This is a genomic window from Gluconobacter sp. P1C6_b (assembly GCF_018811945.1).
Classification (GTDB): domain Bacteria; phylum Pseudomonadota; class Alphaproteobacteria; order Acetobacterales; family Acetobacteraceae; genus Gluconobacter.
The window spans coordinates 41,891-61,083 of record NZ_JACRVU010000017.1; the positions used below are offsets into that span (position 1 = coordinate 41,891).

Consider the following 19,193-nt stretch of genomic DNA (forward strand, 5'->3'; position numbering starts at 1 on the left):
GATGCCTTCTCAGGGGACCCGGCTGCACGGAGCAACCGAAGGGCGCGGAGGAAGCTGGGGTGGAAGGTCGTCTTGTCCGGAGCGAGGCTTGTGGCACTCCAGACCTTCAGGCACAGTCCCGGTCCGAAAAAGGATTTGGAATCACCCTGTCCTCTCGAGCAACGCGCGCGCGATCCGGAAGATGGGCCGATCCTTCAAGCTCGCGGGCAATGGCGTCGATCTGAGCCTTCAGGGCCTGAATATCCTGCAGGCCGATCCGGTCCCTTCGAATTTCGAGGCGTCCGTACAGGGCGATCCGCTCAGTGCCGTTCTCAATCGTCAGGTCATCGATCTGAACACTTTCGCCTGCGTCAAGGAAAGGAATGAAGCTCATGGCATGGTCTCCAGCACAGGACTGCCAGAGGCAGGCCGGATGCGATCAGCATAAGGACTTTTAAGGGGGCGAGGCAGCGTCATGGCCGTCTGACGGATCTCATCGGGAAGAGACGGGAAAGGATCTACACCCGTCGCCTGGGTTAACGCGCCGATGCTGATGATCGTACAGGTTGGTTGGCTGCTATTTTGACAGAAATACGCGCCTGCTTCGTCCTCGACAGGATCGTAAACAGCCTTCCAGGTCGCAGAGGGCACAAAAACCCGATGCGATCCGATGGTCTTGACCGACGCTTCAAATGCGGGACCGGTCACGACGTAAAGCTCGCCTTCGCGCTGTGCGAGACGACGCACCGCCATTTCCACGCCCGTCCAGATGCCTTCATTCAGTTCCGGGGTCTGGGGAACAACATTGGCGAGCGAAAAACTCTGCTCCTGCGCCTGAAGACTGTCTTCGTCCGCCGAACAGGCCATATGGCCGCGGTCATAATCCGACGCGCGGTAGTCGCTCAGCTCGGCCCTGTCCTCAAAGGACAGACGTGGATCGGCATGAAAGAACCGGACGACCCGGCCGATCTGCATGCTGCGCTCCAGGCCTTCCTCGGTCAGATGCTCTGCCGTCCACAGGGGGCCATGACTGATCCCCGAGTGCAGGACAGCAAAGCCGTCATTGCACAGAAGCACGATCTTCTGCCCAAGCGCTGCGTGAGTCAGAACCGGGAGCTGACCGTCTCCACCGAAAGTGGAGCACGCTGCCGCGGTCGCGTGGGTTATGCCTGCCCATAGCAGGCTTGCCAGGGTCAACCCTGTCATCGGAAGCCGCATGGCCCATCCTTTTCTTCCTCGGAGCGTCTGTCTCAGGTCGCAGGATCGCACGGCCTGTTGTGAGTGCAGATGCGCGGCTCTCAATGGGAGACACTCAGAAGCGTGCGCTGTGCCGAGCGGTGTGCGGTGCTGGCGTCCCGCCTCAATGCAGCCCGTAGCGCCGCTCCGAGACGGACATCATTCGCGTCGTCAGCCAGAAGATCGGCTTCCGCGTAAAAGCGCCGTGCGCGGCCAATGGTCTTGCCTGCCGAGACGGCGCGGTGAAAGACGGGCGCCTCAAGAGCGGGAAGAAAACTGGACGTAGGGGTGAGCATCTGGATCTGCACGATGCGGTTCCTTTCTTGTGTTTATTGACCGGATGTGGGCCGCGCTGCGGCCCTGATGTCAGTGGAGGAAGGAGAGGATCGGGAGAGTGGTCTCAGTCTTCCGTCCCAGGCAGGGAAGCGCGCTTGACGGCCCGACCGTCGCTCGCAAGGCATCGCTTTCCGTCGTGCATGTAGTGGTTGCGGCGAACCTTTCGATACACGGCTCCCAGCTCTGCCCCAGCCATGCGGAAGGCTTCTCCGAGTTCAAGATCTGCAAAGAGAACCGTATCCGGCCCAAAGACCTCTGCCTTTTTACGGGCTGCTGTCAGATCTGTTTTCCTGCGCTTGGACATGTTCTGCCTCTCTCGGAATATTTCGTTCCCGATTGGCAGCCTCATGGGGCGGGTGGCGTGGCATGGGCGGCGCTGTGCGCCGGGAGCGGAGCGACGCACCCTTGCTGCGACACCTGCCCCATGAGAGCCCCTTCCCTCCCACCTCTTTCTCGTTCCCGCGCTTCTCTTTTCTGCCCCCGGAGGTTTTCTCGAGGGCCGAATAGTGCCGGTATCTTATTGTTTTTATTGACTTTTATTTGTGGCGCGCTTTACGCTTACCGCACAACGACAGGAGGACACCGATGAGTGCACAGACAGATCAGACCGCCACGGTGATCCGCTTTCCGCAGGAGCGGCGTCGTGCGCCGACCCTGGACGCGCTCACCGACGCAATCCTGCCCGAGACGCAGTTGCGGTCGCTTGCCGAAATCCGGGCCGTGACACCGCCCCGACAGGTTGAGCGCCTCCGCGCGTTCGGACGCGAGAGGGCGCGACAGATTTTCGAAGCCACGCCTTTGCCCGACACACGCGAGGGTCGTCAGCTCATGGCGTCTGACTGGCTGTCGCAGCTTGTTTCTCGGGCACTGGCTCGGGTTTCCGACGCACGGTCTCTCACGGAGGAGGCGGAGCGCCGTGAGATCGAAGATCCGCAGCGCGACGGCATCTATGACGATCTTGCGCAGGCGCTTCGCGCCGAGATCGTCGCCTGGGAGACGGCCCAGAATATTCTCGGCGGATGGGAGATCGTTCAGGGCCTGATCGACGATCCGGACTCCTGCGCCGTCACGGACAGCGCAACGTGTCAGAGCAGACCCATCTGAACAGGCTGCTGCCGGGACAGCGGTGCAGCCAACGCCGGAGCCAGTGAGATGCGGCCGGCATGATCGGCCGGCACGCCGTGGCGGTCGATCAGTCTGCGCAACAGCGCCTGTTCGCCTCGGAGCGTTTCCTGCCGCAGTTCAGCGCGGTACAGGTCGAGCACCTGATGCTCGACCAGAAGAGCCGCGATCCGGCTTTCCACGTCTGACCAGGTCCAGGCGGGATCGCCGATCCCGCCACGCGCAGTGATCTGATCGAGGAAGGCGATGCGCCCCTGCGTTGTGCTGAAATACCGGCCCGCAAAGCCGTTCCGGTTAAAGCAGGCGATAAACCCCCACATCTGGCTGACGCGCTGGTACAGCGCCTTGCTGAACCCCTCCTCCGGCAATCCTTTCGCAACAAAGGCGAGGATTGCATTGGCCAGTTTCGCTTTGTCCTGCGCTGAGCTCCACTGGGTGGCCGTCAGGCCCTCGGCCTCAATGCGGACGCGCCGCAGGTGTGGCAACAGCAGGCTCATGCGTAAGCCTCCTGGACGAGCGCGGACAGAGCCTCCGCGACAGCGCCCGCAAGATCGGGCCGCTGCGCGATCAGCCAGCCTGTCAGCGCGCTGCGATCCGCCGCGTCAACAAGGGAGACGACGCGGTCGACATCGCAGCGTCTCAGCTGCTCCACGCTGTCAGCGGCCACCGCCACGGCCGAGGCCCAGATCTGCTCGTGGGGAACAGGCATAAGATCGGACATTCTTTCACTCCTGAAGGATTGCAAGGAAGGCCAGTCAGACCAGAATTTCGAGGGTTTCAGGCGTAATGTTCAACCGCAGTGTGTCACCGGACACCTTGCTGAGGGCCCGTCGTACAAGCGCAGCTTCCAGGAACTCGCATCCGTCATCCCCGCCAAAAGCCTGTCGCTTGACGTCATGAGCCCTGCCCGCGTTCTGTGCCGGGTCAGCCTCGCGCGCATACGCGCACAAATTGGGCTTCTGACCGTCATCGGACGGCAGAAGGGGAAGCCCGTTCGACATCATGTAGATCCCGTGGTCTCCAACCAACCACAGACCAGCAGGGATCTTGGCGGGATCAATGTCTTCCGGACGGCCCCATTCGCGCGCGCCATGCCCAGGCTTGCGCAGGCTCTTGTCAAAAAGCTGCGTCAGCGTGGCACGTCGTTCCGACGCAACCTCGGCATGGGCAAGAAGGCGCGCGATCAGCGTGCGGTCGAAGGTGACGATCATGGGATATTTTCCTGGGATCAGAAATGGAAAAACCCCGCACGATGGCGGGGCGTGGGAGCGTTCGGAAACGTGAAAACTCAGCCGCGGGGGTGAGCGCTGTGCGATGCCGAGGCGAGATAGTGATGGGGCACCGGTCCCGCCAGAAAGCTCGGCAGGCACGTAAACGCGAAGACCAGGGCGAGAAAACCGAAGACCCCACCGGCCAGTCCGGCAACGTCCTTGATGTCCTGAAGGGTCTGCTGGGAAATCTGCATGAAAGGTCACTCCTGTTGCCGTCATCTCTTTTCTCTGATGACCTCTCCGGCACAGGCACAGGCTGTCTGCGCTGGCACAGGCGCCGCGTAGCGGCGGGATCTCCACGACCCGGAGCCCGTCAGGGCGAGGACGCGTGGAGACCCACCCTTTGCCAGCGCAGACAGCCTGTGCTGCCCCTCTCTCCTTCTGCTTCTTTCCCTCTTTCCTCTTCCTACTCTCCTCCTTCCTCAGCTTGAGCGGGTGTCGACCGATGTTCAATTGTGTCCATTTTGGCGCGCGACCTGCATCACGCCGGTGTCCTCCACGAGGCGGTAAGGCGTCAGGGTTAGTTGCCCCGTCCAGCGATGCTTCATTACGATCATAGGGACGCCGTCGACCGTTCCATGCTCGCCGCGACGGCTGGCGTCAGAGATCTCTGCTCGCGTGACGCATGGCGGCTGCGTGCGGGCCAGGAAATCCGTCTCAGCCTCTTTTCGGTCTGAGTATGGTCCGTGCCAGTGCTGCGCGGCTTCTTTTGGCCAGAACGACGTTACACGCAGATAGACGCGCCCATCCGGCGCAATGCCAAGATGAACCTTGCGACGTTCCAGAAGACAGGTCTCAATCTGGAGAAGGCTTTCATCGACCATGGAAAACTCGCTCTTTTTTAAACTTCAGGATCTGGCAGGGGAGACATTATCCGCTCCCCTGCATTGGCCTCAGGCGGCCAGATGCTCGGCCATTGAGGACGCAGTCAGGACAGCGGCGGCCAGGGCGGGATGCTGGTGGGCGCGATAGCGCGACACCAGAGCGTCCCGGGTCTCGCTGCCCAAAGCGGTCGCAGGCGCGCCAATGGTGTCGAGAATGGCCGCGACTTCCGCGGCCCATCCCTTGAAGCCAAGATGGCCGTCGTCAGACAGGCGTTCGGCCTCGGTGAGCGAAGCTTCGCGCGGCTCTGCACCGTCCATGCGGAATGGCGTGTACCGTCTTCCCCATGAGGCCACACCTGCCATGCCGTCGTGGGGAACCGGGTCTGCAACCGTGGTTTCCAGCCATTCAGATGTGCCAAGTGCTTCTGAATCATAAGCTGCGTCGAAACCGCGCGGCTTGCGGCTGCCACGATTGACAGTGACCATGATCTTGAACGACTTGCCGGGGTGCTGAAGCGCAGTGTCGCGGCCAAAGCTCAGAATGAGCAGCTTGAGGCCATCTACCGACTTCGCCTCGACGATGCGGCGCTCACCAAGCTGGGACATGAGCGCCATCGTGGTGCTGGTAAAATAGCCCTCACGTTTTGCGGTAGCGGGCGTCGCACTGAGCGTAAAGAAAGCCATGTCGGTCTCCGGATATGACAAAGGCCGCCTCGCGGCGGCCTGGAAGAACTGTGACGAAACGAGGTGGGGTCAGAAGACGTATTCGGCGCTGCCAAAGACTTCCTGCCAGGGGCTCCGGCTCGTGGAGTGACAATCGGACACCGGATCATAAGACCCCGATCTGAACTGCTTTCGGATGTTGTCGACAGTCTTCTGCGCGGCATCATCCAGCGGATTGTCGCAGTTGACCGATACGGACCCGTAAGAGGATTTGCGCACACGGAACGTGTGCTTTGGCAGCGCAGCTTTCAGGAGACGGCGGATGTTCTTTCCTGCCAGCACGCCGCTCTGGTCCGACCCCTGCTCCAGATGGGCGTATTCGGGATCGGTGCGCAGACGCTCGATTTCAGCCGCATGGGCCGCCGCAGCCTGATCTTTCCGCGCCTGTTTTTCAGCACGGCATGCTTCGGCATGAGCATGCAGCTGCGCAATTTCCTCCGGGCCAGCCTTGGGCTCGTCGTGGAAGATCGTCCACTGCACGCCGTGCAGAATGCTCTCGGGCAGCTTCTTGCTGATACTTCCGCAGGCAAAGACGATATCAAAGCTGGCACTGCCTCCCGCCGCGATGAAGCCACCAGCAAGGCGTCTGATTGTCTCTGGGCGAGGCGTGCCATGGACCGCAGACACGACACCCCGGCCTCTGTTGTACAGGATGGTGCTGACGCGGGTGCCTACGGTGACAGTCGGGTGTTCGGACATGCTGATCTCCTTCTCTTCATGTCTCTTCAACTGTCCTCTCCGGGGTCAGGGCCTGACTGGCGGGGCAAGGGCGACGCGTCAGCGGCGGTCCCGCAGGCGTCAGCCGAGGACACCACCCCTTGCGGCGACAGACAGGCTCTGGCACCCCGCCCCTCTCTCCTCCTTCTTTTTCTTTTTTCTTCGCTTCTCGCCCTCGCGCGGGCAGGCTCTTCCCCTGTGAACCCAGGCACCGTCTCACCGCACGAAAAAGGGCGGAGCCATGCTGACTCCGCCCTTGAAAATCGTAACCGGTTCGTCCAAGTTCAGAGGTGAGCCGTGAGGGGCTTCGGGAAAAAACACCTCACGGCCCGGTTTACCTTAAGTGATTTACTCGGAGAGGCTCTTCAGTGCGGTGGCAACCGCCTGAAGGGTCTTCTTCGTTTTACGAAGGACCTTCGTAAACCACTTACGGTCCACCACGATCACGAAGATCATGGTTTCCCCTTTCACTCTGACGCCTGTGGGCAAAGCGACCCCCGACCCACATCCGATTACGATTTTCGGGGGCCGCGACGTCTGAACCGTAACCTGAACAGACGTTTCGTCACGCGGACTCATCAGGCGGCCCCGATCTCCTGTTGTGCCAGATCAGGCGTTCCACGCAAGTCTGTCGCGAAACGCTCTGTCATTACGCGGCCTCAGACCCGAAGGATCTCCAGCCGCCCTCCCATGGCGGCCTGCATGGCCACCAGTTCCTGCGGCACCACGAGGTCCGGTTTTTCTGCTGGCTCATCCTCCATGACGTCTGGCTCGCTAACCTCTTCCCCGCCTTCGTTGTCCATCACGTCTTCCAGACCCTCCGGATCAGCACACTCCAGGTCGTCTTCATCCTCGTCCTGCAGTCTGCTTTCAGCTGCATCCCATTTCGCGCGGCGGGCCTGCCTGTTTCGAACTTCCTCGGTCCAGACGCCAGTCGCCTGCGCAAAGCCTGCGGCCTCCGGAACCCAATGCCCGTCTCCCACGGCGTTCAGCAAAGCGGCCCGCATCTCTTTGCCTGTGTTGAGTGGTGCGAGCCCATGTGCCTGAACCGCCTTGGTGATCCCGGGCTTGCTGTAGGTCTTCAGGAAGTCCTCATCGGCCATGCTCGGCATGTGGGTATCCGCGTCGAACAGACAGCCCAGCAGTTCCGCTGCCATGCCCGAACCGGAGTGCATGCTCACTTCGCAGTTCATGAAACCACCGAGGCTTTCCAGCGCGTGGCGGCGGATGAGCGCCTCATCACGCACCAGCTCCCCCTCCGGGAACAGCTCTTCCATAGCGGTTTTCACCGCGTTCTCATAAGGCGACCGGCCTGATGAACCGTAAATATGGACGTTATTGGCATTCAGTGCGAGCAGCAGGCCAGCCACCAGATCCCACGGATCGGCATCTTCACTTTTCGCTTCCAGCGCCTTCTTCAGCGCGAGAGTCCGCACGGAGCCGATCATCTTCAGACCCGTGCCGGAGATGTCCGCGCGCTCTTTCTTTGGGGGAGGCGTCTGCTCCACCACACGCGCTTCAGAGCGAGCGGTTTCTTCACCCGTGTAGCGGAACTTCCGCTCTTCGATTTTCAGGGTACTCCGATTGAGCCAGTAGCCGACAACATCGGTCTCCTGCTCGCTCATCCAGTTCGTGACGAAGTTGTAGCCCTGAGGGCGCAGAGGCGATCCGTACTCGTCCGCCTCGATCGCAAGAGTGCCTTCAGGGCGATGCTCGGCAATCCAGTCTTCCTGCGCCGCCCGGAACGCCGTGGCATCCGTGACGTAGCGATTATCCTCACTGCCCTGCCCGAACAGATCTTCGGTCCAGACGACGCCATGCTTTTGCGCCAGCGCATCGTCAAACCGGGCGTCCCGCGCATACCACTCGTCCTGACGCAGGTGCCAGGTGAAGTCACGCCAGTTCACGGTATCATCCGGATCTTCGGCGTTAAGACAATACCCGGCCGGGTCCTCTCCCTCCTCCACGCTCTCGGCAAACATCTCAGCCCAGGCAGCCGCCTGCTCCTCCAGAGACGACAGCGCCAGCGTCCGCCGCTCTTTGTGGTCCGGGCCACGGCCAATTTCGATAGCGTGGAGGATTGGCGGATGCAGCTTCGCGAGCAGGGTCAGTCCACGGAGATAGGCAGGCGTGATCATCAGCGCCATGCACAGCTGCTGATCCGTATAGCCAAGCTCTTCACGCATCCGGGTTACGGCACGCCACTGGTCCGGCTCGGTCATGCCCTCACGGATCATGTTCTCACTGGCTGCCGCCAGATCCTCCAGACCATTATCGATCTTCGTCACATGGACCTGAATTTCGGTCAGACCCGCATAGATCGCCGCTTCCGTCCGTCGATGGCCCGCAATGATCATCAGGCTGCCGTCACCGAGCTCACGCACGCGCGGCGGATGGACAAGCCCGACTGCACGGATATTCAGCGCAAGCTGGCGAATGCTCGCCTGGCCGGATGTCGTCTGGCGGGGATTGTTCGGATTTGCGATCAGGATGTTGGGATCGACAAGGCGCAGTTCGTCCATGATGGGCTCCAGTGATGTCGTAAGGGTGTCGAAAAGGTATCGTGAGGGGGGAGACGTCAGGCGGTCAGGCTGTGCGCGAGGTGGGAGACCACACGCTCGATATGCTCGACCTCAAGCTGCCGTGTTTCCAGCGTCAGCGTGACCGTGCCGTAAGACCCGTCTTCATCGTTGTCGTAATCGGCCTGCACGCGCCGGATAACGGTTTCGACGCAGTGCCAGACCACAAGGTCAAAGCTGTTCGGAAACAGAGGGGCAATCGTCTGGTCAGGTCCAAGCGCTGCAACGGCCTTCTCAAGGGACAGGTCTTCGAACAGATCCGGACTGTCGTCCGCTGTCACATGAAGCGTTGTCCACCAGCCTTCCTTGGCCTCGTACTCAACTTTGACCACCTTCACGCCATGCGCCTGCATCGCATCAAAGATCAGCGTCAGGTTTGCTCTGAGCGCCACTTCGGCCGCGGGTTGTCCTGTCGGGTCTGACACGCCTGTCTCCTTTTTTCTGTCGTGATGATCTCGGCGCGGGCACGGGGCGTGGCTTCGCGCAAGGCCGCGCGTCAGCGCGCCCGGCCTGAGCCTTGCGCGGAGCCGCGACCTGTGGCGGCTCCATCTCTCTTTTCTTCTTGTTTTCCCGCCCCCTTCTCTTCTTCCTGAGGCAGGCAAGGCGCTGTCGGCTCAGTCGTAAAAAGGCAGCGTCTCGTCGATCGACCCGTCCCGATCGAAGTGGATGTAGTGGCAGTCCTGCTCCCGCGCCTGAGCCATCAGAGCGGCCAGTTCGGGAGATACGTCCTGCGGGACGTCCTCCGCCTCAGTGGGCACATGGATCATCCAGCCATAAGGCCCGCCAAGACAACTTCGCCCTGCCGTGCCCCCGCTGCTGAGATAAAGCTCGCACGCATCGCGCTCTGCGAGCGGAAGATGCCCGGTGCTGAGATCCAGGTGTCGGCAGACGAAGCCTGCGGACGTCGGAAGAACTTCACTCATGTCCGGGCCTCCGGCCGGACAATGAACGACGTCAGACAACTGCCCCCTGTCCAGCGATCCAAGGTCAGCATCATCTCGACGCCCTCAAGCGTTTGGGCAATAGTCCCATTCAGGCGGCCCCGTTGCAGATCCTCCGGGGTAATTACGGGCGGCGCGTTGCGGTCCACGAAATCGGCTTCCGCGCAGGTCGCATCCTTGTATGGCCCGTGCCAGTCATTCCCGTTGACGGGATAGGTGTCCACGGTGCGCAGAAGAGCCTCACCATTCGGATAGGTGAAAATCTCCACGTTCACACCGCATAGAACCTTGGAAATGATGGCCTTGTCCGTCCGGCTCATGCCGCGCACTCCACAAATGGGGTCAGACCTTTCATGATGGAGTGGCGCTCGTGACATGGTCCATAAACTGTCGCCCGGTTATAGACAGGCGCGTCGTCCAGATTGGAGTATGCCAGAAAGATGGCCGCATCCTTTGGATCACGCAGCAGGTTCAGCCAGGACCACACCGGGGTCTCGCCTGTCATCTCCGGGGCCTTGATAGCGGACAGCTCGTCCACACGCTTCTGGAGCCACGCTGAAACCGGCCCCTTGCGGAGCGCGAATTTTCCCGTGCAGGTCATGCCTCGATCAAGAAGCGCCTGCGCGGCTACGGCATCCCGCAAAACAGTCCGGCACTTGCGAATATAGGTTTCTGCCTGCGTCTCACTGGCACCGGAGAAGCGCATTCCGCCGCCCTCACAAGAGGCAGCGTACTGCACCACCTGACGCATGATCTCCCAGTTCTGCCCCGCCCCAATCAGGGACCAGCTTCTCGCGCGGAGCGAGCCCCGCCCCTCATAGACATTATTATCGCCACCCAGCTCCATCAGCAGATACTGATCGGCATAAAAGCTGCTATCCGCGACATGAGGGCGCAGGGTCGCTGCCGGAAGTCGCACGGCGGCGAGGTCATAGACGATACGATAGGACATGCTCTCTTCCTCTGATCTCTCTTTCAACCTCTTCGCGGATGCAGGGGCTGTCCGGTGCGGCAAGGCCGCGCGTCAGCGCGCCCGGCCTGAGCCTTGCCGCACCGGGCGGGCCATGCCCGTCCCTTCTCCTCTCCCTATGCTGCCGTCTCTGCTTCTTCGTCTTCTTCCCCATTGTCGTTGACCGTCAGGCTTTCCATCGCGGCCAGAGCCTCGGCAGCCTCGGCCTCCCGCCGCGCTGTATCCTCGGCCAGATCCGCCTCCAGAGACGCCATTTCCTCCTCCTTCTCCTCCAGGAGTGCGGCCTCGCGGAACGGCATCCCGTCACGGGCGCGATAGCCGGGCAGTTTGCGCTCCGTTTCGGCCAGCAGCCGCTGCGCATCCGCAAGCTCGCTATCGAAACGCAGCAGGGTGTTCTCGATGCGGGCAATAAAGCCGAGCGGCGCAGTGTCGTGATCAAAGTCGATGCCGATCATCCGGCCCTCGGCCGCGATCGCAATCGTCGCCTCCCATTGCGTCTCATCCATGAAGGTCGAATCCCAGGTCTCGCACACCAGCTCGAAACCGCCGATCTCGCCAAGCGTCCACCGACCTTTCGCCTCTGCCCTCTCGGCTGTGCGTGCCTGTCCCATCAGCCACTTGCCAGCGTCCTGGCGGTCGGTCATTACATCCGACTTGCGTACAAGCTCGAACGCCTCGCCCCGTGTCGACTGACGCTTTGCAATATCGGCCCCGACTTTCGGGATAAACGCTTCCGCAGTCCTCTGATCGCGCTCCGTCCGTTCGATCGCGCGACGCACGTTGAACTGGTCGTCGTAATGGGCAGCCTTGAGACGACGCAGGCGGGCAAGCTCCGCTTCCAGTCCCGCCTTTTTCATGAGGCGTTCGTCGCCCGAGGCCAGTGCCTTCGCCATGGCGAACTGGTTCGCACTCTCGCCAATATCCTCCAGACGGCGGATCGACCGGTCCCCCGACATGGCCAGACACAGGAAGCGCTGCTTGCGCTCCAGAAGCTGCCAGTTCGTGGCATCCACCGAGCCTTTCAGGGCGTAGGCGTAAATCTGGATGACCGGGTTCTGGTTGCCCTGGCGTTCGATCCGTCCCTCACGCTGGATAATGTCGGCCACCAGCCAGGGCACATCCAGATGGTGCAGGGCAATCAGACGCTGCTGTGCGTTCACGCCCGTGCCCATTGTCGCACTCGAGCCGATCAGGATGCGTTTGCGTCCGGAATTGAGATCCCGGAACAGTCCCTGCTTGGCAGCACTTTTCTTGTAGTGCTGCATGAAGGCGATCTGCTCGCGCGGCACACCCATCCGCATCAGCTCGTCGCGGATCCACAGATAGGCCGAGAAGCCCCGTTTCTCCAGCGCCGTTTCCGTGCCCAGATCCGAGAAGATCATCTGCACGGCCCCGGGCAGGTCATACGGCTTGCCGGTATCGGGATCGGTGTAGCGGTTGTCGCGCGTCTCCTTCCAGATGTCGAAGACCTTCGCGATCATGACGTTCAGCTTGTTGCTGTTGTCATTCGCCTCCCAGGGCCGGACAAAGCGCAGATCGATCGCGGCATGACGCGCATCGTTGATCACGGACAGGATGATATCCTCACCCTTCTGCGGCTTGCCCTTGCGCTCCTCGATCACCTTGATCCGGGCTTCCAGTTCCTTCTGGTAATCGCGGAAGGCGGGTCCGCTGTCTGCGACGATGATCTGTCGACTGCCCGTGGCGATTTCAGGCAGTTTCACGTACTGGCGCAGGTCGTCCTGCTGCACGACGTCCGCGAAATGCCGGTACATGGCCATCAGATCGGCCACGTTCACGAACTCCGCAAACCGCGTCACAGGCTTGTACAGCCCGCTCGGCTGAAGCTCGAGTTCCGTGCGGGTCTCCCCGAAATTGGCGGCCCACGCGTCGAACTCATGCAGGCCACGCTCGATCAGGGCGTCGATCTGCTGGAAGCGCTGCACATTGTACATCTCGCCCAGAGTGTTCGTAATCGGCGAGCCCGAGGCCATAACCAGTTCGCGACCGGGGTTGAGACGGCTCAGATAGCGGGCCTTGACGTACAGGTCCCAGGCACGCCCGCTGCCATTCGGATCGACGCCTTTGAGGCTGGACTGGTTCGTACCGAAACTCAGCTTGCGGAACTGCTGCGCCTCATCCACGAGGATCTGGTCGATCCCGATCTCGCCGAGATGCACCAGATCGTCCTTGCGGCTTGCCAGCCCCTCCAGCTTGGCCTCCATCCCCTCCTTCATGCGCTCGATGCGCTTGCGCGAGATGCGGTCGTCTTCGTCCACATCGCATAGCAAGCTCTCGTAGGACGCGATCTGCGCTTCGATCATCTCCTGTTCGAATTTGGTCTCGACCGGAATGAACTTGAAGGCATCATGCGTGATGATGATCGCATCCCACTGTCCCGTGGCCGCACGGGCAAGGAAGCGCTGGCGCTTCGCCTTCACGAAGTTCGTCTCGTCCGCGACCAGGATCTTCGCGGTCGGGTACAGCATCAGGAACTCGCGGGCCATCTGCGCCAGACAATGTCCCGGCACCACAACCATGGCCTTCGAGATCAGGCCAAGACGGCGCTGCTCCATGATCGCCGCGCACATCGAGAAGGTTTTCCCCGAGCCCACGGCATGGGCCATGTAAGTGTTGCCCGTGGCGATGATGCGCCAGACCACCCGCTTCTGGTGGGCACGCAGCTGGATCGTGGTGCTGGCCCCGGGCAACTGCAGATGCGAGCCGTCAAAGGCGCGGGGGACGAGGTTGTTGTAGGTGTCGTTATACAGCCGCACCAGACGCTCGGCGCGCTCTGGATCCTGCCACACCCAGGTCTGGAAGGCTGTCTTGATGGCGGCGAGCTTTTCCTTGGCGGCCTCGGTCTCCTGGGCATTCAGCTGCCGGTGCTCGCCGTTCTCGTCGCGCCAGGTGTCCCAGATCTGCGGAATGGTCTGATTGAGCGCATCCTCGATCAGTTCCCCTGCGGGACGGCGTTCGGTGCCCCAGACGGACGTCGCTTCGGCCTTGCCCCGGAACGGTCCTTTGTCCAGGGTCCAGGACGCCACCTCCTTCGTATGCCACACGCCGGCTTCGACCCCGATCACCTCGGCGATGAAGCCCTCGATATCGGCGGTCGGGATCCACGGCGCGCCCAGACGGGCTGTAATGTCACTCGGCCGCAGGTCCTCGGGCTGGGCCTCTTCCAGCGCGGCCACGGTGCGGGCAAAGCGCGGATCGGTCTCAGCGGCCTTGCGGGCGTCTGCCAGCTTCGTGCGCACGGCCCCTGACAGGGCTTCGTCGGCAGGCACCCAAACATCGCGTCCGGGCTGGCTGCGTCCGGCATCGAGGTAGATGGCACTGCCCAGTTCGGCGATGACCTCATCCTCGGACCGCCCCAGCAGCTCTGCAATGCGCGGGATCTCCACCACACCCGTCTCATGCAAACAGACCGCAAGCGCGTCATGGGCGCTGTGGACCTCCGGCTCCAGCGTCACCTGGATCACACGCTCGGAGAACAGCGGCCCCTGTGTGCCGACCTGCCGGTCCTCGTCGTACTCCTCGATCGAGCTGACCAGCCAGACATCCGGATCGTCGTAGAAGGGCTGGAGGTTCGGACGCCGCTGCGTCGTGCTCTCGTCCCCGGTTTTGGGATCAACACGCGTGCTGGTCAGCGTCAGGTTGATCGGACCGAACTGGCGCACGAACGTCTGGTAGACGCGCTTGAGGTCCGCCTGGAGCGCACTGTAAGGCAGGTTCTCCACCTGGGCGCGCAGGACCGCACGGGCGGCATCGCGAACCGGAATCAGACCTTCGATAATGCGCGCGTGCTTCTGGAAAATACCGTCCTTCTGCTCGCCTTTCTTGACCTTCACCGCTACCGACTGGCCGTCGATGATCTGGTGCAGCGCCCCCTTCTCGATCAGGTAGCTGCCTTCCTTGAGGCTCGCCCCCTCCCCTGCCGTGCCGACATCCGCACGTCGGCTTTCCCGCAACGCCTCGACGTCAAGCGTCTGCGGCACAGGGAAGCGTGCCAGCGCGGCGAGGCGGGAGAGTGCGCTCGGCAGGGCGTCGTCGAGCATCAGCATCGGGTTCGGTGCGCAGGTGTATTCCGGCCCGAACTGTCCGCTCGTCCAGCCGTGCCGACCCAGCACCTGCTGACCGTTCTCCACAAAATAGCGGTTGATGCTGAGCGGTCCCTCCCCTTCGTCGGTGTCGGGCAGGTCCGCAACGTCCAGCCAGGCGGTGTCGTCCGGGGTGTCCCCGATCTCACGGCGGCGCAGGACCAGCACGTCCACGACCACATCAGTTCCGGCATCATCGCGCATCGCGCCAGCCGGCAAGCGGACCGCGCCCACCAGGTCCGCCGTTTCGAACAAATGCCGGCGCGCAGTGGCGTCGCGCTTGTCCATCGTCCAGCGTGACGTCACGAACAGACCCATGGCACCGGGGCGCAGGCGGGAGACGGAGCGTGCGATGAAGTAGTCATGCAGGGACAGGCCAAGCCGCCCCAGCTCGTCCGTGCCACGCACCGTGCGGTTGCTGAACGGCGGGTTGCCAATCGTGAGGTCGAACTGCTCGGCAATCTTCGCCGTCGTGAAGTCCTCAGACCGGACCCACTGGTTCGGAAACAGCTTGCGGGCGATGCGGGCCGTCAGAGGGTCGTTCTCGATCGCCGTCCAGGCCGTCTTCGGGGCCAGTTTCTCCGGGATCGCGCCCATGAACAGACCCGTGCCACAGCCCGGCTCCAGCGCACGTCCGCCGCGGAACCCCATCTGCGCGACCAGATCCCACAGCGCATGCACGATCAGTTCCGGCGTGTAATGCGCGTACTGTGTGGCCCGCGCCAGTCCGGCCCGCTCCTGTTGACTCGTCAGCGTCTCAAGCTGCACCCCGATTTCTTCCCAGCCCTGACGGAACGCTTCGCCCGGACGGGGGAACAGGCTGTTGGCCAGCTCCCCGGCACCAAATCCCGTAAACTTCGCCAGCACCGCCTGTTCCTGAGGCGTTGCATTGCGACCTTCGGCCTCAAGTTCGGACAGCAGTCGGATCGCCGTCAGGTTGTCCCGCGCCCGCGCCTTCCATCCCTGGGCGAGCCCACGCGTCCCGCGGAGGCAGAAGTCGACCTTCGGCGCGATAACCGGAGTGCTGACAGCCTGCGCAACGACCTTGGCTGCCTCGTCAAGAGCCTTGTCGCCAGGCAGCTCACCCCAGAAAAGATTGGCGTTCGCGCCCCCAAGGGCGGATGTGTCGAAGAAGCTCAGCTGTGCCTTGCTCATGGGAAAACTCCGGACAAGCGGCCGCGCCCGGTGCTGCGCGCGGCAGACCGGGGGGCCAGAAAAACGGGATGATGGAATTGCGGGACGAGCCGCGCCCGGCTCAGGCGCGCGGCATCAGGGGATCAGAGCGGTCCGAACCGAAGGCTGATCTGCTGGCGTTCACTGTCGGAAAGGCGCGCCAGGGCCTCGCGATGGTATTCGGAGCCGCAGCGCGCCTTCTGTGATACCCGCCACCAGGCGTGCTGGTCCGAACAGGTGACGCCTCGGATCTGGGTGTCCATGTTTTCGGGACCGCAGCCTTCGAGGATGGTCCAGCCCTCCTGATGGGCCTGAACCAGACTGAACTGCGATTGTGTGTCCGGGGACGTAAGGGCCAAGCTCGGCATCGTCATCTTTCTCCTTTCCTGACCCTCTCCGGCAACCGCGGCGTCGTGCTGGGGGGCAAGGGCGACGCGTCAGCGTCGGGACCGCCCGGCCCGCAGCGCCAGCGAGGACACGGACGGACCCACCCCTTGCCGCACAGGGCGATCCCGTGGTGCCCCCTTCTCCCTTTCCCTCTCTTTCTTCTTTTTCTTTTGTTTTCGCCGCTTCTGCAGGACAGAAAAAAACCGTGCAGCAAGTGTGAAGACGCTGTTAACCGGAGTAATGTACTGTCGTGGCTGACTTGCAGTCACCGTTCACAGAAGCGATTTACAGCTCACCATCATTACACTGAGGGATTTCATGACTGACCTGACACCCGCCACAGAGCCCCCTCACTCTGACCTGCGTTCCCTGACGGCCGAAATCGTGGCCGCCTATCTCTCAAGAAACGATGTCGCGCCCGATGGGCTCCCGGGCCTGATCCGTTCCGTCCACACGGCCCTGACCGTTCCGGCGGTCTCCGAGGCTGCGGCCGAAGAGGCGCCGGTTCCCGTGGTCAATCCGAAGAAGTCGGTTTTCCCGGACTACATCATCTGTCTGGAAGACGGGAAAAAGCTGAAGATGCTCCGTCGTCATCTCAAAACGGCGTACAACATGACGCCTGATGAATACCGGGCCCGCTGGGGTCTGCCCCCGGAGTATCCGATGGTCGCTCCCGGCTATTCCGCGCAGCGCGCGGCTCTTGCCCGGGAAATCGGCCTGGGCTCCAGAACCCGCGCTTCTGCGCCTCAGGAAGAAGACCTCCCTCCGGTAAAGAAGCTGCCCGAAAAACGGCGAGGCCGTCCGGCCCGCGCCTGAAACTAGAGGGGCCCTCCTCCGTTACCGAAGGCACCGGCCGGGAGGGTCCAGTTTTCTGTCAGAACCGTCTGTAACGGGCGGTCTGACAGGCAGGCTGCGACCAGATCGGGCCGCGACCGGGCCGCTTCATAAACCGTCCCTTCGGACGACAGCTGCGCGAGCCCCCTGTCACGTTTGATCGTGCAGCCGAAGTCTTTTTCATATCCAACCAGTTTCGCAAACCGGTTCGCATCCATCCATTCCAGGGTGGCGAACTGGTCTGCATTGCCGAAGATGCAGAACGCGCAGGACAGGCGCGAAAATCCGACCTGATATGGATAGGCTGGCATGACGCGCCAGCGCTCCAGGATCGCCCAGACCTCTGCTTCGGACCACTGATGTACCGGCCTCCAGTGGTCGACATGCCGACGCCGCCGCGTCCCGTTTCTCGTGTCGGTACGGTGAGGCTCAAAGGCCGCATAGCGCGCCCGTGCAGGACTTTCTTCGGCACGCTCGCCTGTCACGACCAGGGTACGGCAGTTGAGGAACCGGTCCTGTCCGCGAAGGGCGCGATCGGCTACGTCGACCTTGAGGCTTGCCGAACACCAGCGCACGGACAGGCTGGCCGAGACCTGGGGAAAGCGCAGCCGGGTTCCGTTCGGGCCCTGCCCGCCGGCGACGACGCGTCCCTGCGGGGTCTCGAAGATCACGGGCGCGGTCGGCATCTCGTGGCGGAGCATCTCGCGCTCGAAGCCGCCCTCGCGCCAGGACCGATAGAGTGGCAGTCCGAAGTCGCGGGCCAGGGCTTCGATATACGGACCTGTGGAGGGCCAGTCCATGAAGGATCCCCCCTCCCCGTCCACATCGTGGTGCCACAGTTCGATGCGTTCGGCCGGAGCATTGGCTTCCAGCAGGGCGAGCAGACAGGCCGTGCCATCCTTGCCCCCGGACACTGCGACAATGATGCTGTCATAGGACGCGAGATCCGGGCTCATGATGTCCACCGACTGACCGGGGCGCCTGTCCGCACCGAGCGGCACATCAGGGCGTGGGCGATCGGGCGTTCCCGCAGCAGCAGCGGCTTTTCGTGGCGACCGTCCCAGGTCAGTCCCTCACAACGTGTCAGCAGCTCCATCTGGACCGCCGCTTCGTCGCGACAGGCGCACACACGCTCATTGCCACCTGATCTGCGGCGGCACGGCTCATCCGCAGGTCCACCGCAGCCCGTGCAGGCAATCGTGAGTGCGGGATCGCCGTCCTCCCAGTGCATGTTACAGCGGCGGCAGGTTGTAGGCTCCTGCGTGTCGGTCCAGCGCATCGGAGGCCGGCCACGGGGGGTTGGGATATAGGGAAACTGGTAGCGTCGCATGATGCTCGATCCATCTCTGATTCTTCAAACATCCTTGCGACGACCTTTCGGGCGACCGGGGTGCAACAGTGCCGCGCAGCGGCAGGATCGGCGTCATCCGGACCCACGCGCAGGCGGCGCAGCCGGCGAGCATGGGGAGGACGGACGGCGACCCACCTGTTGCGGCGCGGGCGACCGAAAGGCAGCGCCTTATTCTCCCTTCTTTTCTACAGTTCTCCCTTCCTCCTCGCCGCTCACAGAGTGAGATGACCCGCGACGTTGGGCAATAGCCATGAGGCTCTGGTAGCCGCTACCGAGCTATAACGGATAGCCGCTACCCACAGACTACCGCAGGGAAGGGATCTCCCCCCGGCCTCCATATCTTCCGGTCCGCTACCCGCTACCGAGCTATAACGGATAGCCGCTACCCACAGACTACCGCAGGGAAGGGATCTCCCCCCGGCCTTCGGCTCTTCCAGTCCGCTACCCGCTACCGAGCTATAATGGATAGCCGCTACCCACGGACTACCGCAGGGAAGGGATCTCCCCCCGGCCTTCGGCTCTTCCAGTCCGCTACCCGCTACCGAGCTATAATGGATAGCCGCTACCCACGGACTACCGCAGRGAMGGGATCTCYCCCCRGCCTYCGGMTCTTCCAGTCCGCTACCCGCTACCGAGCTATAATGGAT

24 protein-coding genes are annotated in these 19,193 nt (G+C 62.5%); 2 read left to right on the forward strand and 22 right to left on the reverse strand.

Annotated features, from left to right (window positions below):
* Positions 1 to 106: 106 nt before the first annotated feature.
* The 4 genes from KP701_RS11770 to KP701_RS11785 form a co-directional block, all read right to left on the reverse strand.
* Positions 107 to 373, reverse strand: coding sequence for a hypothetical protein (locus tag KP701_RS11770; protein WP_215747325.1), 267 nt, complete (start codon positions 371 to 373; stop codon positions 107 to 109).
* Positions 370 to 1,197: a DNA/RNA non-specific endonuclease gene (locus tag KP701_RS11775; RefSeq protein WP_215747326.1), complete on the reverse strand. Its 828-nt coding sequence runs from the start codon at positions 1,195 to 1,197 to the stop codon at positions 370 to 372. Before KP701_RS11775 ends, KP701_RS11770 begins: the two co-directional genes overlap by 4 nt.
* Before the next feature lie 80 nt (positions 1,198 to 1,277).
* Entirely contained in the window at positions 1,278 to 1,523 is a 246-nt protein-coding gene (locus KP701_RS11780; RefSeq protein WP_062493445.1) for a hypothetical protein, read from the reverse strand.
* Between the two features lie 92 nt (positions 1,524 to 1,615).
* Positions 1,616 to 1,855: a hypothetical protein gene (locus KP701_RS11785; protein ID WP_062106941.1), complete on the reverse strand. Its 240-nt coding sequence runs from the start codon at positions 1,853 to 1,855 to the stop codon at positions 1,616 to 1,618.
* Positions 1,856 to 2,136: 281 nt separating this feature from the next.
* Between KP701_RS11785 and KP701_RS11790 the strand changes: the two genes are divergently transcribed.
* Positions 2,137 to 2,655, forward strand: coding sequence for a hypothetical protein (locus KP701_RS11790; protein ID WP_215747327.1), 519 nt, complete (start codon positions 2,137 to 2,139; stop codon positions 2,653 to 2,655).
* Here KP701_RS11790 and KP701_RS11795 read toward each other — a convergent pair.
* From KP701_RS11795 to KP701_RS11865, 15 genes are all read right to left on the reverse strand, one after another.
* Positions 2,637 to 3,170 carry a hypothetical protein gene (locus tag KP701_RS11795; protein WP_215747328.1) on the reverse strand — a complete coding sequence of 178 codons (534 nt, stop codon included), beginning with the start codon at positions 3,168 to 3,170 and terminating at the stop codon, positions 2,637 to 2,639. The genes KP701_RS11790 and KP701_RS11795 overlap by 19 nt on opposite strands.
* Positions 3,167 to 3,394, reverse strand: coding sequence for a hypothetical protein (locus KP701_RS11800; RefSeq protein WP_011251416.1), 228 nt, complete (start codon positions 3,392 to 3,394; stop codon positions 3,167 to 3,169). Before KP701_RS11800 ends, KP701_RS11795 begins: the two co-directional genes overlap by 4 nt.
* Positions 3,395 to 3,428: 34 nt before the next feature.
* Positions 3,429 to 3,884 carry a DUF3085 domain-containing protein gene (locus KP701_RS11805; RefSeq protein WP_252345585.1) on the reverse strand — a complete coding sequence of 152 codons (456 nt, stop codon included), beginning with the start codon at positions 3,882 to 3,884 and terminating at the stop codon, positions 3,429 to 3,431.
* A 77-nt stretch (positions 3,885 to 3,961) separates the two neighbouring features.
* A complete protein-coding gene (locus KP701_RS11810) occupies positions 3,962 to 4,138 on the reverse strand; it encodes a hypothetical protein (protein ID WP_155721125.1) in 177 nt (58 codons plus the stop codon).
* A 255-nt stretch (positions 4,139 to 4,393) separates the two neighbouring features.
* A complete protein-coding gene (locus KP701_RS11815; protein WP_062446986.1) occupies positions 4,394 to 4,768 on the reverse strand; it encodes a hypothetical protein in 375 nt (124 codons plus the stop codon).
* A gap of 69 nt (positions 4,769 to 4,837) precedes the next feature.
* The gene (locus KP701_RS11820) at positions 4,838 to 5,452 is read right to left on the reverse strand and encodes a hypothetical protein (protein ID WP_215747329.1); all 615 of its coding nucleotides are present in this window, start codon (positions 5,450 to 5,452) and stop codon (positions 4,838 to 4,840) included.
* Between the two features lie 69 nt (positions 5,453 to 5,521).
* Positions 5,522 to 6,190 carry an LPD29 domain-containing protein gene (locus tag KP701_RS11825; protein ID WP_211561848.1) on the reverse strand — a complete coding sequence of 223 codons (669 nt, stop codon included), beginning with the start codon at positions 6,188 to 6,190 and terminating at the stop codon, positions 5,522 to 5,524.
* Positions 6,191 to 6,556: 366 nt separating this feature from the next.
* On the reverse strand, positions 6,557 to 6,787 hold the full coding sequence (locus tag KP701_RS11830; RefSeq protein WP_215747330.1) for a hypothetical protein: 231 nt from the start codon (positions 6,785 to 6,787) through the stop codon (positions 6,557 to 6,559).
* A gap of 80 nt (positions 6,788 to 6,867) precedes the next feature.
* On the reverse strand, positions 6,868 to 8,730 hold the full coding sequence (locus KP701_RS11835) for a ParB/RepB/Spo0J family partition protein (RefSeq protein WP_215747331.1): 1,863 nt from the start codon (positions 8,728 to 8,730) through the stop codon (positions 6,868 to 6,870).
* Between the two features lie 56 nt (positions 8,731 to 8,786).
* Positions 8,787 to 9,212 (reverse strand): hypothetical protein, encoded by a 426-nt coding sequence (locus KP701_RS11840; protein ID WP_215747332.1) that lies wholly within the window; start codon positions 9,210 to 9,212, stop codon positions 8,787 to 8,789.
* A gap of 189 nt (positions 9,213 to 9,401) precedes the next feature.
* Positions 9,402 to 9,710, reverse strand: coding sequence for a hypothetical protein (locus tag KP701_RS11845; protein ID WP_211556198.1), 309 nt, complete (start codon positions 9,708 to 9,710; stop codon positions 9,402 to 9,404).
* Positions 9,707 to 10,048: a hypothetical protein gene (locus KP701_RS11850; RefSeq protein WP_215747333.1), complete on the reverse strand. Its 342-nt coding sequence runs from the start codon at positions 10,046 to 10,048 to the stop codon at positions 9,707 to 9,709. Before KP701_RS11850 ends, KP701_RS11845 begins: the two co-directional genes overlap by 4 nt.
* Positions 10,045 to 10,680, reverse strand: a complete 636-nt coding sequence (locus KP701_RS11855; protein WP_215747334.1) for a hypothetical protein — start codon at positions 10,678 to 10,680, stop codon at positions 10,045 to 10,047. The genes KP701_RS11850 and KP701_RS11855 overlap by 4 nt, the downstream gene beginning before the upstream one ends.
* A gap of 134 nt (positions 10,681 to 10,814) precedes the next feature.
* Positions 10,815 to 15,956 (reverse strand): DEAD/DEAH box helicase family protein, encoded by a 5,142-nt coding sequence (locus KP701_RS11860; RefSeq protein ID WP_215747335.1) that lies wholly within the window; start codon positions 15,954 to 15,956, stop codon positions 10,815 to 10,817.
* Between the two features lie 122 nt (positions 15,957 to 16,078).
* The gene (locus KP701_RS11865) at positions 16,079 to 16,348 is read right to left on the reverse strand and encodes a hypothetical protein (protein WP_228120869.1); all 270 of its coding nucleotides are present in this window, start codon (positions 16,346 to 16,348) and stop codon (positions 16,079 to 16,081) included.
* Positions 16,349 to 16,679: 331 nt separating this feature from the next.
* Here KP701_RS11865 and KP701_RS11870 point away from each other — a divergent pair, with 331 nt between their 5' ends.
* A complete protein-coding gene (locus KP701_RS11870; RefSeq protein WP_062106910.1) occupies positions 16,680 to 17,177 on the forward strand; it encodes a MucR family transcriptional regulator in 498 nt (165 codons plus the stop codon).
* Between the two features lie 2 nt (positions 17,178 to 17,179).
* On the opposite strand, the gene KP701_RS11875 is transcribed toward KP701_RS11870, so the two are convergent.
* The 3 genes from KP701_RS11875 to KP701_RS11885 form a co-directional block, all read right to left on the reverse strand.
* Positions 17,180 to 18,151, reverse strand: a complete 972-nt coding sequence (locus KP701_RS11875; RefSeq protein ID WP_215747336.1) for a phosphoadenosine phosphosulfate reductase family protein — start codon at positions 18,149 to 18,151, stop codon at positions 17,180 to 17,182.
* Positions 18,148 to 18,525, reverse strand: a complete 378-nt coding sequence (locus KP701_RS11880; RefSeq protein ID WP_211561868.1) for a hypothetical protein — start codon at positions 18,523 to 18,525, stop codon at positions 18,148 to 18,150. Before KP701_RS11880 ends, KP701_RS11875 begins: the two co-directional genes overlap by 4 nt.
* 233 nt (positions 18,526 to 18,758) lie before the next feature.
* Positions 18,759 to 19,193 (reverse strand): hypothetical protein (locus KP701_RS11885; protein ID WP_215747337.1); only part of this gene is annotated, 435 nt, incomplete at its 5' end.